Here is a 12,580-nt window from a genome sequence, read left to right as displayed (position 1 = left end):
TTCGCCTGTTTGTTTTCTAATCTGCTGTACTTGATTATTTGTATACGAAAATGTTGTATCAATATTTTTTACCATGCCCCTTAAGTTTCCTAACATCATATTAAATGCAACACTTAAAGATTTAATTTCATCATCTGTCTTCGGTAATGGAACATCTTCACGAATATCACCCTCAGCTGCTTTTCTTGCCGCTTCCTCTAACTTGCGAAGTGGTTTAATTAAAAATACGGCTGCTCCATATGCTAAAATTCCAGACCATACTACCCCTAATAACATAACGATAATATTATATACAGTTTGACTTACATAACTTTGAAAATAATCGTATATCACGTAAATAAAAAATATACTTGTTGAATATGTAATAAAAGCTAAAACTGTAGTGAATAGCATAAGTTGTGTACGTAATCCAAAAGAAAATGTTTTCCTTTCTTTTTCCATCTTCCCTTTCCCCCTTTTTATAAGCAATATAAATACTACCTATATATTATTATCCATATTTTCATTATAGAAGGATATAGAGATTTTAAAAATATTATTTCTTTGAATATCAAATTGCACGAAAAAAATAAAGGATTCTGACAATTTATGACTAATAACAGAAATAAGGGGCAACATTTGTAAAATATATTTTTAACTGGGGGTTTTGTATGATTCAAGTTCGAAATCTAGTAAAATCATTCGGTTCACTTGATGTGTTAAAAGGAATTGATTTAGAAGTAAAAGAAAAAGAAGTTGTTGTTTTAATTGGTGCCAGTGGTTCTGGTAAAAGTACATTACTTCGCTGTCTTAACTTTTTAGAAATGTACGATGAAGGCGAAATTCACTTACAAGGTGAGCGAATTGATCCAAAACATTCAAATTTAAATAAAGTCCGTGAAAATGTCGGTATGGTTTTTCAGCACTTTAACCTCTTTCCTCATATGACCTCACTAGAAAACATCATAGAAGCACCTATTCACGTAAAAAAATTAGAGAAAGCAAATGCAAAGGATATTGGAACTCAATTTCTCCAAAAAGTCGGCCTTCAGGATAAAGCGGATGTAACTCCTCATCTTCTTTCAGGTGGCCAAAAACAGCGCGTTGCCATTGCACGAGCTCTTGCAATGAACCCTAAGATTATGCTATTTGATGAGCCTACCTCAGCTTTAGACCCTGAACTTGTTGGAGAAGTATTGCAAGTTATGAAAGAACTTGCTGAAGAAGGGATGACAATGGTTATTGTTACTCATGAAATGAATTTCGCAAGAGATGTAGCTGATCGCGTCATCTTTATGGATGATGGAAAGATTGTAGAAGATGCTCCGCCAGCACAATTCTTTTCAGCTCCATCACATGAACGGGCAAAACAATTTTTACGCAACGTTTTATAATGTAACTTCTGTTTCAAACGAAAAGGAATACATTCATACGGTGCACAACTAATCATCCAAATAAAATATTTCAATAACATACTTAAAATCATCCGTATGATCAATATATAGGAGGGGTTTTATGAAAAGAAAACTATTAACCATTGTTGCGAGCATTACACTATGTACATCCTTCATACTAGGAGCTTGTAGCAAAGAAAGCTCTACTACTTCATCAAATGGTGAAAAAGAATTTCGCTATGCAATGAGTGGATTATACAAACCTTTTAATTATAAAGAAAACGACGGCAAACTTGTCGGCTTTGATATAGAAATCGGTGAAGCTCTTGCTAAAAAGATGAACATGAAGGCTACGCCAGTTACAAACCCATGGGAAACGCTAATTCAAGGTCTTCAAGCGAAGAAATATGATGTAATACTGGGTAGTATGGCAATTACAGAGGAGCGCTTAAAAGCTGTTAGTTTCTCAAATCCGTACTATCGCTCTGGCGCTCAAATTTTTGTGACTAAAAAGAATACTGCTATCTCTTCTCCAGAAGATTTAAAAGATAAGAAAATTGGTGTTGTAAAAGCTAGTACCTTTAAAAATCTTGTTGCAAAATATACAGATCAAATTACAGAATATGACAGCGACATTACTGCTCTTATGGATTTAGAGCCTGGGCGTGTTGACGCAGTAATTACGGATCAAATGGTTGGTCTACGTATGATAAAAGAAGGAAAATCGAATATAAAAGAAGCGGGAAAACCATTAAATCTTGATGAAATGGGAATTGCTATTCGCAAAGATGATAAAGAAATGGTTGAGAAAGTAAATAAAGCGTTAGATGAAATCATTAAAGATGGTACGTATGAAAAGATCAGTAAAAAATGGTTCGGGCGTAATATTCTTGGTGAAGAGGAAAAAACGAAGTAAGTTAGCCATTCAAAAGATTCATAAACAGTGCCCCACTCATTAAATGTTCATTTTATGTGGGGCATTTCATTCTCTACTAAAATCTATACAATATGAGGTGAAACGCATGTTTGAAATTTTTATCTCTACCTATCCCACACTCTTAAAGGCTACCATTGTCACATTACAATTAACATTAACCTCCCTAGTACTCGGTTCATTAATTGGATTATTATTCGCTTTCTTTCGAATCTCGAATAACAAAGTTTTAAATAGCATTGCTCATATCTATATTGCTATTATTCGTGGTACACCTTTAATCGTTCAAATCGCAATTCTCTATTTTGGCATTACATCTGTCATTGTTTTCTCCCCTTTTTGGGCAGGAGCAATCGCTTTAGCAATTCATAACGGTGCATATATTACGGAAATCTTCCGAGGATCCATTCAATCCGTCGACCGAGGACAATTGGAAGCCGCTCGCTCCTTAGGTATGCCTTATCCTTTAGCTATGCGCCGGATTATATTACCACAAGCATTTCGTCTGTCTCTTCCTCCTCTAGGAAACCAGTTTATTATTGGATTAAAAGACTCTTCACTTGTCGCTTACGTAGGACTGTCCGAATTATGGGGATCAGGTTTATCAATTGCAGCAGGTAACTTCCAACAATTAGATACTTACATAATCGTTGGTGTATACTATCTCGTACTTGTTCTTCTATTTACTTACTTTGTTAATCTTTTAGAAAAACGACTACAACAAAAAGAAACTAACTCCGTCCAAGTCCATAAAAAGAACAAAACGGAAGTTTCTTTATAAGAAAAAGCAAGCCTGAGATGGCTTGCTTTTTCATTGCAAAAATATATTAATTTTTACTGATTTACTTTTTTAATACTTTCGTCTTCCTCTATATGTTCCTCACGATATGAAATATTATGAGGATCTAGTCCATTTCCTAAAGAACCATAGAAATGCTCTCTATGCGGATCCACTAATTCACTTCCTTGATAATACACACGTGGTGTATTCCATAGCGCTGCCAAAGCTTTTGTCATCGGCATCTCATGATAGCGTTCCGGCCACATTTCTTTAATCTTCTCTTTTACTAACGGATAGTATTTAGAACTCATAGCAGGAAACAGATGGTGTTCTGTATGATATGAGAAATTGAAATGTAAAACGTCTACCCAGCGCGGCACTGTTACTGACAAACAGTTTGCTAACGGATCATTTACTGGAACAATTGGATTTAAGCGGTGATTTGTTGCGATATATGCCATTACAATAAAGTTAGCAATTAACAACGGAATGACATATGCAAATAACCATTTTCCAGGTCCCATAATAAACAATAAACTAATCCAAACTGTCCAAGGCAAAAGAAGTTGAAGCCATACAGATTTTTGATTGGATGACTTGAACTCTTTTATAAAATGAAAGAACATTCGAGTCGAATGCAATGTAAATTGAATTGTTAGTGACAGAAAACTAAAGAATGAACGTACATGTAAAGGCATACGATATACCCAACTCAAAAACTTACTCTTCTTAAGTTTCTCAAGTGTCGGCCATGCATCCGGATCATTCTCTTCATGCTGTGTATGAACATGATGCGTTGCATTATGCCACTTTCTCCAAAGCTTTGGCCCTGTTGATAATGGCATAAATGCAATCGCGCCTAAGAAGTCACGAAGCCATGCCTTTCTTACAACAGTTCCATGTAAAATTTCATGCCCTAAAAATCCAAGTGAAGCAAAACATAATCCAAGAACAATCGCAATTCCTAGATTCGCCCACACATTCAATTCAAATACACCAATCGATATTAACCCCGCCAATGCCACAAGCAAATAAGCCAGTCCACCAAATAAACGAGTAGGCACTGGTTTAAATGCTTTTTTCGGCAAATGTGGTGATACACGTGCTGCATACCACCCAAACGTATGAAGCTCCTTCATCCTTTTGCCCCTTTCTTATGCCGCGCCTTGCGCAACTTACATATATCAATTCTTGCTTCCAGATTGATTTTACTAGATGATCCAAAAAGCATCTATTATAAGGAAAATATACTCACTCTATCGTCACTTATTTTTCGCTTTTATTATCAATGAAAAACATTTCTCTTTTTACTCTCTATCAACCTTTCCACATGATGAATCATAACAATAGAATTTCTATATTGTCAACACCTTTTATGACCTAGTAATAAAAGGTGGTTATGTTTTTATAATCATACTTTATTTCACTAAAGAAAATGTATAGATTCCATAAGGTTTTATCCACTATATATAGACATTTTCTTAAACGCCATAGACTCTATCTCATTCAATAACTCTCTATGTAATCAACAAATAGAATCACTTGAATTTAGTTTTATATAAATCCTACTTCTTCATAATGCCCTACCTAATTAATTATATTAAAATAATTTATATCCTCTTTTAATAAAAATAGACTTCTTCTAAAACAACACACATGATTTTCATATAATATGGAAATATTAAAAGGAAAATTGTTCTAAAATCAGGAGGTTTCCGCAATGACAAATGATACATTTCCACAACTGCCGCTATCTTATTGGATTGAATCTACCGAGTTTCCTACTTTTCCTCGTTTATCCGAAAATATAAAAACGAAAGTTGCTATTATCGGTGCTGGTATTACAGGTATTACCACTGCCTATTTACTTGCAAAAGAAGGCATCGATGTGGTTTTAATTGATTCTGGTCGTATTTTAAACGGGACGACTGGGCATACAACAGCGAAAGTAACAGCACAACATGATCTTATTTATGATGAATTAATAAATCATTTCGGTGTAGAAAAGGCCCGGCTTTACTATGAATCAAATAATCAGGCTCTACAATTCATAAACGAAACTGTTCAAACATATAAAATCGACTGTAATTTCTCAAATGAAGATTCATATTTATATACAACTACTGATAACGGATTAAGAAATTTATCGAAAGAATATGAAGCTTATCAAAAATTAAATATACCTTGTGATTATGTTCAATCTCTATCGATTCCTATTCCAGTACAATCTGCGCTTGTAATGAAAAATCAAGCACAATTCCATCCCCTTCTTTATTTAAAAACACTTTTAGAAAAGTTTGTGGAGATGGGCGGAAAGCTCTACGAACAAACAACAGCTATGAATGTGGAAAAGGAAGATTATCCACAAATAATTACAAAAGAGGGCCATCATATCACTTGTGAATATGTCGTCTCTTGTTCACATTTTCCTTTTTATGATGCAAATAGCTTTTTCTTTACGCGAATGTACGTAGAACGCTCCTATGCTCTTGCAATAAAAGCAAAAATGGATTATCCAGGTGGCATGTATTTAAGTATTGATGATCCAAAGCGCTCCTTACGCTATATAACAAACAATGGAGAAAAATTAATTTTGATTGGCGGAGAGAGTCATAAAACAGGGCAAGGAATAAATACGATGCTTCATTATGAAGCACTCTATTCTTTTGCTGAAGCAACTTTTGGAATAGACGAAGTTCCTTATAGATGGTCAGCACAAGATTTAATCACTCTAGATAAGCTTCCTTATATCGGACATATTAACGAAAGAAATCCAAATATATTTGTTGCAACTGGATATCGCAAATGGGGAATGACAACTGGAACTGCTGCCGCTCACCTACTGAAGGACTCCATCCTAAAAGTCCACAGTCCCTATAAAGAACTGTATGCACCATCACGCTTCCATGCAAATCCAGATATAAAAACGTTCCTCTCCCAGAACATTGATGTTGCGAAACATTTAATTGAAGGAAAGATTGAAAATGCATTACGTAAACCAGAAGATCTCGAAGTTGGTGAAGGATCTGTCGTACATGTTAACGGTAAACGGGCAGGTGCTTATAAGGACAAAGAAGGAAAATTACATATCGTCGATACAACTTGTACACATCTCGGCTGCGAAGTTGAATGGAATAATGGTGATTGTACTTGGGATTGTCCTTGTCACGGTTCCCGCTTTTCAATTGAGGGAGACGTTATTGAAGGTCCAGCAGATCAACCGTTAAAACGAGTTGATAATGAGTAAACCAATAAAGAAGTTCAACAGGTTTCCTGTTGAACTTCTTTATTGATTATAAAACCTTTTCAGATAAATTTCGACACAGGGAGGAAAATATTAACATAAAATAAAATAATATATTCATCTACAAATAAAAGGGGGGGAATACTATGCAACCTTCAGCTCCACCTCATCTAGAATCTACAGAAACTATCTTTTCAAGCTCTATTACAAAACTTGTTGTTTTTATTTGTTGGCTAGCCATTCTAGCTGATGGATATGATTTAGGTATTTACGGTGCCGTTCTTCCAAAGCTCCTAGAAGACAAAAGCTGGGCACTTTCACCAGCTTACGCTGGCACAATTGCAAGCTATGCTTTATTTGGGATGTTTATTGGTGCTATTCTAGTTGGAACTATTACAGATCTAATTGGACGAAAATGGACGCTTATATGCTGTTTAGCGCTTTTTTCTATCACAATGGGACTAGCTGCACTTGCTCCTTCTCCCGAATTATTTGGTTTATCTCGATTTATTGGAGGAATCGGATTAGGCGGTGTTATTCCAACAGCTTCAGCACTTACTGTTGAATATTCACCAAAAAAACGACAATCTTTTATTTATGCTCTTATGTTTACTGGCTATCCTTTAGGTATCGTGTTAGGCGCTATTTTGTCTATGTTTATGTTAGAAAGTTTCGGATGGAGAACTATGTTTGGCATCGGAATGATTCCACTACTCCTCATTCCTTTCATTATTCGTTATTTACCTGAATCCATTCAATTTTTATTATCACGTAATCGCCAAAAAGAAGTGGACCAAATCCTTAATCGTTTTCAAATTGTATTCTATGCGAAAAATGAAACTTATCAAACTCCGTCTAATATACGAAAGAAAAATGGATTTCTTACTTTATTCTCAAAAGAATACATAAAAGCAACGCTACTTTTTTGGATCACTTATATAATGGGAATGTTTTTAATATACGGTTTAAATACTTGGTTACCTCAGATGATGCGACAGGCAGGATACCCTCTTGGATCTAGTTTATCATTTCTACTTATGCTAAATATTACTGCCGCTATCGGTGCATTATTTGCTGGAGCAATCGCGGATCGTATAGGAGCTAAAATCGTTATTAGCATCTCCTATCTTATGGCAGCTATATGTATTGGACTATTAACAATTAAACCATCTGTTACAATCATTTATCTTTTAATTGGTCTTGCTGGAATTGGATCAGTCGGTATTACTCAAATATTAAATGCATATGTAACCCAATACTTCCCATCACATATCCGAGCTACTTCCTTAGGCTGGGGACTTGGACTTGGCCGAGTTGGTGCAATTGCTGGCCCTATTCTCGTCGGTATTATTATGACAATGCAATATGACTTATCATGGAATTTTTACTTATTCTCCTTTGCAGGTCTTATCGCAGCTATATCTGTTTTCTTTATTCCTACAAAATAAAAAGAGCACAAACTTACTTGTGCTCTTTTTCATATGCTTCAAACAGCATGTCTCGAAATAGTTTATTTAAAATCTCAATATCGATCCCTAACCCCTTTTCAACACCTTTCACGTATTGCCCATAGTAATGAATTTGTTCTTCTAAAAATTGATTCAACACCTTAATTTTCAATCCAACATCTAATTCAGTACCTGCTTTTTTCTTTATTAACAACTTTTCAATTTCATCTAATACGCTACGTTCTAATGATAATTCTGTAATCAATCGGTCAAATTCTACAGGTGGTAAAGTTGCTTTCTCTTCTAGCCACTTACAAGCTAAAATAGGACGTAATACATAAAAGTACTTTTTCAGCTTTACATTCTCACCTTGCAAAAATTCACGATAATTTTTCGAAGCCATATGTAAATAATGATATATCGTTGCTTTTGGATCAAAATTCTTCTCACTCATCTGTTGAAGTAGTTCTGGAAAATTAGAGTTTTTCGAATAAAAAATTGGTGATCGAATCCACTCAAGTAAAGCTGGGTTCGACTTCGCGAATAGTTGCAACGCCTTTCTAATATCCCAACCACTTATATCTAAATCATCACTAATTGGATATTCAATTACATCTCGTTTGTCATGAATTGATAAATACCATTCTACCGGATGTATATAAACAAACCTAACATCATAATCGCTATCTTTCGATGGAAACCCCCAAGCACGACTCCCTGATTCCACCGCAAATAAAATTTTCACATCATTCTCTTTTTCAATTCTTTCTAACTCCAACTCGATTTTCTCTCTCATTTCATAACATCTCCATTTTTTGATTATTTCCTTGGAAATTCGACAATACACTATCAATTTTACTACATACTAAAAAAACTGTCAGAAATTACTGACAGCCCAATGAAACTTCTATTATTGCTTTTCGATTACAGTAGCAGCAATTCGTTCAAACTCTTTTTGAATCTCCTCTTTATATGCATCTACTACTGAAAAATCCATAGCAGCAATATAAATTCGTTCTAATTTATCACGAACCGATTTTGCTTTTGCTAAGAAAGACATCGCCTCATTCATTTTTGCTTTATATTGAATGGAAACATCACGAATTTCCTTCGCATATTTCTCATCCGTCCCTGGGGTAACAATAAGGGCATACATATCAATAATTTCATCACCCTCGCGACTTGGAAAATATTCATGTGGTGCAGTGCTATCAAAAATTGCAAAGCCTAATTCTCTTACGATAACCATATCAAGACTATTCGGATCAAATCCGCAATGATATACTTCAACTTCAAACCCTTTTTCTTCAGCTGCCCTAGCTAACTTTTTGAGCATCGTTGATTTTCCAGAGCCTGGGCGCCCTTTTATAAAATAACGATATGGTAACCCTTCTGTTAAATTAGGAACAAAATCAACTGCTCCTTTCGGTGTAGCAGCTCCTAAAAAACGATGTTTTACAAGCGATTGTCTCCCGCTTTTATCTGCAAATAATTTCTGGATTAGCTGATCGGTTAATTCATTTGCTTTATTAAAATCTATATTATCAATATATATCTTCTCCCACTCATCATGTATAAGCAATGCCTCTTTAAAACATGCGTAAGCAGACTGAAAAGCTTTGCTTGCTTCTGAAACAAATCTTTCAATTTCTAACTTCTGCTTCCTTAGTTTATCTGAATCCCAAGCAATTCCTAAATTTATATACTCTTCAACAACTCCTGGCATTTTGGGCTCAATTACATGTGGTGATGTCCCATCAACAATTCCTACTTTTAATTTTGGGATAATTACACCATCAACCGATTTATTGTCAGAAGAACAATGTAAAAATTCAATATCATATCCTTTTTCAACCCATTCACGACCGATTGCCTTTATTAAAGAAGATTTCCCCGTTCCTGGACCACCCTTTAAGATAAATAATCTGTCTAACCCTTTTAAATTCTCTTCATATAAATTATGAAATCCCCTAGCTGTATTACCACCAGCATAATAATTCAATACATTTCCTGTCACTGCACTCACTCCTTCGCAGCATTCTATTTACATAAGCTACAATATGCGCGTAGCTTTATTTGGGTGAATACCTATTTTGTATTGCACGCAAAAAGGAAATGAATTACAATTTAACTATCGGAAAATTCCGGTTTTAAAATTAAATACTTCTTTATCAAGAGAGGCAGAGGGACCGGCCCTTTGAAGCCCAGCAACCTCAGTTTATACAAACTGAATAGGTGCTAATTCCTGCAAAATGCATTGCATTTTGGAAGATAAAATTCAACTAGAAGCTGTTACAAGTGTTGAAGAATCAGGCTATCAAGTTACAGATTTTCATTCTGTCGTTCATGTTGGCACGCATTGTGATGCTCCTGCGCATTTTATTTCAGGCGCAACGACTATCGATCAATTACCCCTAAATCAATTTGTAGGCGAAGCGATTCTTATTGATGTAACTCATGTACAAGAACGAAAACTACCTAAAGAAGTACTGCACGATGCTGATATAAGAGAAGGAGATATTGTTATTTTCCATTCCAATCTATCTACTAAATGGAATACAGAGGCGTATGAGAAAGAAGCTTTTTATCTTTCTGAAGAATTAGCCGAAGAACTAGTACAATTAAAAGTAAAATCTGTCGGTTTAGATTTTATTTCTCCTGATGAGGTAACGACAGAAACATCACCAATTCATCACATACTACTTGGGAATAATATTTATTTAATCGAAAACTTAACAAACTTAGATGCCATTCACACGAAACGTTTCTTCTTCTCAGCAGCACCTTTAAAAATTAAAGATAGCGACGGTGCTTTCGCAAGAGCATTCGCTGTAATTTTTTAAACAAACTATACAAAAAAGCAAAGATCATCATTGACCTTTGCTTCTATTTTTTTTATTTAAATTAAGAAAGAATTGCTCAACATGGGGACGTAACCAAGCTAAATAATCCTTCTCTTTCTTCTTTGTACAAGCTATTTCTTCCCCATCTACCATTTCAACAAGTTCTAGTTCTAACAGTTGCTTCGTGAATGCTAACATATTCACTTCTTCGGATGGATACTCTTCTTTTAATTTCTCCTCAATTTCCCCCAATAAAGAACCGTCACGCATCATTGCCAATGCATCAATCCAAAGTGGCGGCATTTCATATTTTTCTCCTGTAATTGTATCTTTTACAATATAATTCTTTTGCTCTTTTCGAAATTGAATCGTGTGTAAACATACAGTCGAATTTAATGTTAATTCCATCATACCACCTCTTTCATAATATCTGCATAGAAAAAAGGATGCGCGTGCACCCCTTCTTATCTTTTCATAACACTACTGAACCGCTACATGAGCAATCAATCTCATGTCGATATTTTCCTCCATTATAAACGAAGTATTTTATAAAAAAAACCCTTCTTGAAACATTTTATAAAATGTTTATATTTACACAACAAGAACACTTTTCTGAAAAATCTTTTCTCCCAATACATTAAACGGTCGGCAGAAAAATTTCTACTTTTGTTCCTACTCCTATACTACTTTGGATTGTGATACTCCCTTGATGTTCCTTAATAATTTTATATGTAATCATTAATCCAAGTCCTGTACCAGTTTCCTTTGTTGTGTAAAACGCCTTGCCGATTTTTTCTAACTTCTCATTCTCTATACCAAATCCTTGGTCTTCAACAGAAATACACAAATATCCTTGCGTTTTTTGATATGCACGGATATGGATTTCTCCACCCTCTGGCATTGATTCTATTCCATTTTTAATGATATTTAATAACACTTGTTTTAATTGCTTATCATTACCGTTTATAGTTGGTAAATTCCCATCTACTTGTAAATAACATTTAACTCTATATTGCATTGCATAACTTTCCATTAGATGCACAACATATAGAAGGATGTCTCGTATATTACACCTTTCATAATTTGTTGGCTTTGGTTTTCCTAACAACATTAATTCACTAACAAATCCATTGACTCTTTCAATTTCTTGTAGCATAATGTCGTAGCTCATCGTATCAGTTGGATTTCTTTCTTTTTGCATTTGCGTAAATCCTTTTAACGCTGTTAACGGATTTCGAATTTCATGGGCAATTGTTGTAGACATAGTCCCAATCACAGCTAAATTTTCCGTCTCTTTCATATTGTTCATCATTTCAACCACTGTTCTTACATAAGATTGAAATCGTTTTAATAAAGAATGTGAAATAATGAAATAAAATACACATAAAACAAGTGGAATTATCACTTTTAAATCTTGTAATAGCAATGTGAAAAATACGTACTTTCCAATTACACTAAAGGACACTAAATAAAAGTATTTTTTATTCACGAAAACTGGGGCAAATAAAATTAATAACATTTCTACCATACTGCCATGTTCAAAAGGTCTATCCGTTCGCAAATAAATCATTAAATTATTAACAAGATTGATAAACATGTACCCAAATAAAAATAAATATTTTACAGAATATACATATCCTCTTTTTTGAAGATATATAGAAATAGGTAATAATGCCATTACAAATATAGGCACACCTATCCCAAGACTACCTTCTGGCCAACCTACCGCTGTTCCACTAATATTCATAGCAGGATATACAAAATAATATATAGCGTCATATAAAAAGAATATAATATAGAATAATAATATAAATACCTTTAAGGCTCTTCTTTCTTCATAAATCAAGCTCTTGTATTTATTCATATAAAAACTCCCCTTGATCGATACAAAAAACTTTCATTGTTATTCTCCTTAAAGTATAAGTATGAAATTGCTTTCAGGGCAATATTTAACCTT

10 protein-coding genes, 2 pseudogenes and 1 riboswitch are annotated in these 12,580 nt (G+C 34.4%); of the genes and pseudogenes, 6 read left to right on the top strand and 6 right to left on the bottom strand.

Annotation, left to right across the window (positions count from 1 at the left end):
- Nucleotides 1–90 precede the first annotated feature (90 nt).
- A pseudogene (locus tag BAQ53_RS26515) lies at nucleotides 91–276 on the bottom strand (HAMP domain-containing protein); the annotation flags it as partial.
- 374 nt (nucleotides 277–650) lie between these two features.
- On the opposite strand from BAQ53_RS26515, the gene BAQ53_RS01830 reads away from it, so the two are divergent.
- The 3 genes from BAQ53_RS01830 to BAQ53_RS01820 all read left to right on the top strand — a co-directional run bounded on the left by BAQ53_RS01830 (nucleotide 651) and on the right by BAQ53_RS01820 (nucleotide 3,088).
- Entirely contained in the window at nucleotides 651–1,373 is a 723-nt protein-coding gene (locus tag BAQ53_RS01830; protein ID WP_000616922.1) for an amino acid ABC transporter ATP-binding protein, read from the top strand.
- Between the two features lie 121 nt (nucleotides 1,374–1,494).
- A complete protein-coding gene (locus BAQ53_RS01825; RefSeq protein WP_000823749.1) occupies nucleotides 1,495–2,289 on the top strand; it encodes an ABC transporter substrate-binding protein in 795 nt (264 codons plus the stop codon).
- Nucleotides 2,290–2,332: 43 nt separating this feature from the next.
- Nucleotides 2,333–3,088, top strand: coding sequence for an amino acid ABC transporter permease (locus BAQ53_RS01820; protein WP_157407037.1), 756 nt, complete (start codon nucleotides 2,333–2,335; stop codon nucleotides 3,086–3,088).
- A 53-nt stretch (nucleotides 3,089–3,141) separates the two neighbouring features.
- Here the strand turns inward: BAQ53_RS01820 and desB are convergent, their stop codons facing one another.
- Complete coding sequence (gene desB, locus BAQ53_RS01815) at nucleotides 3,142–4,227, bottom strand: Delta(10) desaturase DesB (RefSeq protein ID WP_000661223.1); 1,086 nt, start codon at nucleotides 4,225–4,227, stop codon at nucleotides 3,142–3,144.
- A gap of 581 nt (nucleotides 4,228–4,808) precedes the next feature.
- Here desB and BAQ53_RS01810 point away from each other — a divergent pair.
- Both BAQ53_RS01810 and BAQ53_RS01805 read left to right on the top strand, forming a co-directional pair.
- Nucleotides 4,809–6,335: an FAD-dependent oxidoreductase gene (locus BAQ53_RS01810; RefSeq protein ID WP_208906446.1), complete on the top strand. Its 1,527-nt coding sequence runs from the start codon at nucleotides 4,809–4,811 to the stop codon at nucleotides 6,333–6,335.
- A gap of 143 nt (nucleotides 6,336–6,478) precedes the next feature.
- The gene (locus BAQ53_RS01805; protein ID WP_001183098.1) at nucleotides 6,479–7,780 is read left to right on the top strand and encodes an MFS transporter; all 1,302 of its coding nucleotides are present in this window, start codon (nucleotides 6,479–6,481) and stop codon (nucleotides 7,778–7,780) included.
- 13 nt (nucleotides 7,781–7,793) lie between these two features.
- On the opposite strand, the gene BAQ53_RS01800 is transcribed toward BAQ53_RS01805, so the two are convergent.
- Together BAQ53_RS01800 and BAQ53_RS01795 are read right to left on the bottom strand one after the other, a co-directional pair.
- Nucleotides 7,794–8,576: a nucleotidyltransferase domain-containing protein gene (locus tag BAQ53_RS01800; RefSeq protein WP_001208239.1), complete on the bottom strand. Its 783-nt coding sequence runs from the start codon at nucleotides 8,574–8,576 to the stop codon at nucleotides 7,794–7,796.
- A gap of 114 nt (nucleotides 8,577–8,690) precedes the next feature.
- Nucleotides 8,691–9,797 carry a PRK06851 family protein gene (locus tag BAQ53_RS01795; protein WP_000147469.1) on the bottom strand — a complete coding sequence of 369 codons (1,107 nt, stop codon included), beginning with the start codon at nucleotides 9,795–9,797 and terminating at the stop codon, nucleotides 8,691–8,693.
- A 148-nt stretch (nucleotides 9,798–9,945) separates the two neighbouring features.
- A riboswitch (SAM riboswitch) is annotated at nucleotides 9,946–10,058 on the top strand.
- On the opposite strand from BAQ53_RS01795, the pseudogene BAQ53_RS01790 reads away from it, so the two are divergent.
- A pseudogene (locus BAQ53_RS01790) lies at nucleotides 10,054–10,623 on the top strand (cyclase family protein); the annotation flags it as partial. It overlaps the preceding riboswitch by 5 nt.
- Before the next feature lie 27 nt (nucleotides 10,624–10,650).
- Here the strand turns inward: BAQ53_RS01790 and BAQ53_RS01785 are convergent.
- Both BAQ53_RS01785 and BAQ53_RS01780 read right to left on the bottom strand, forming a co-directional pair.
- A complete protein-coding gene (locus BAQ53_RS01785; RefSeq protein ID WP_208906445.1) occupies nucleotides 10,651–11,031 on the bottom strand; it encodes a hypothetical protein in 381 nt (126 codons plus the stop codon).
- Nucleotides 11,032–11,260: 229 nt separating this feature from the next.
- Entirely contained in the window at nucleotides 11,261–12,487 is a 1,227-nt protein-coding gene (locus BAQ53_RS01780; protein WP_001046111.1) for an ATP-binding protein, read from the bottom strand.
- Nucleotides 12,488–12,580: the final 93 nt, after the last annotated feature.

The sequence above is a fragment of the Bacillus sp. B25(2016b) genome, from assembly GCF_001679765.1.
GTDB lineage: Bacteria > Bacillota > Bacilli > Bacillales > Bacillaceae_G > Bacillus_A > Bacillus_A thuringiensis_K.
This window is presented reverse-complemented; position numbering and strand designations above follow the sequence as displayed.

Coding starts and splice junctions, on each gene's coding strand:
- BAQ53_RS01830 (WP_000616922.1), top strand. CDS start 651: ATGATTCAAGTTCGAAATCTAGTAAAATCATTCGGTTCACTTGATGTG.
- BAQ53_RS01825 (WP_000823749.1), top strand. CDS start 1,495: ATGAAAAGAAAACTATTAACCATTGTTGCGAGCATTACACTATGTACA.
- BAQ53_RS01820 (WP_157407037.1), top strand. CDS start 2,333: ATGTTCATTTTATGTGGGGCATTTCATTCTCTACTAAAATCTATACAA.
- desB (WP_000661223.1), bottom strand. CDS start 4,227: ATGAAGGAGCTTCATACGTTTGGGTGGTATGCAGCACGTGTATCACCA.
- BAQ53_RS01810 (WP_208906446.1), top strand. CDS start 4,809: ATGACAAATGATACATTTCCACAACTGCCGCTATCTTATTGGATTGAA.
- BAQ53_RS01805 (WP_001183098.1), top strand. CDS start 6,479: ATGCAACCTTCAGCTCCACCTCATCTAGAATCTACAGAAACTATCTTT.
- BAQ53_RS01800 (WP_001208239.1), bottom strand. CDS start 8,576: ATGAGAGAGAAAATCGAGTTGGAGTTAGAAAGAATTGAAAAAGAGAAT.
- BAQ53_RS01785 (WP_208906445.1), bottom strand. CDS start 11,031: ATGGAATTAACATTAAATTCGACTGTATGTTTACACACGATTCAATTT.
- BAQ53_RS01780 (WP_001046111.1), bottom strand. CDS start 12,487: ATGAATAAATACAAGAGCTTGATTTATGAAGAAAGAAGAGCCTTAAAG.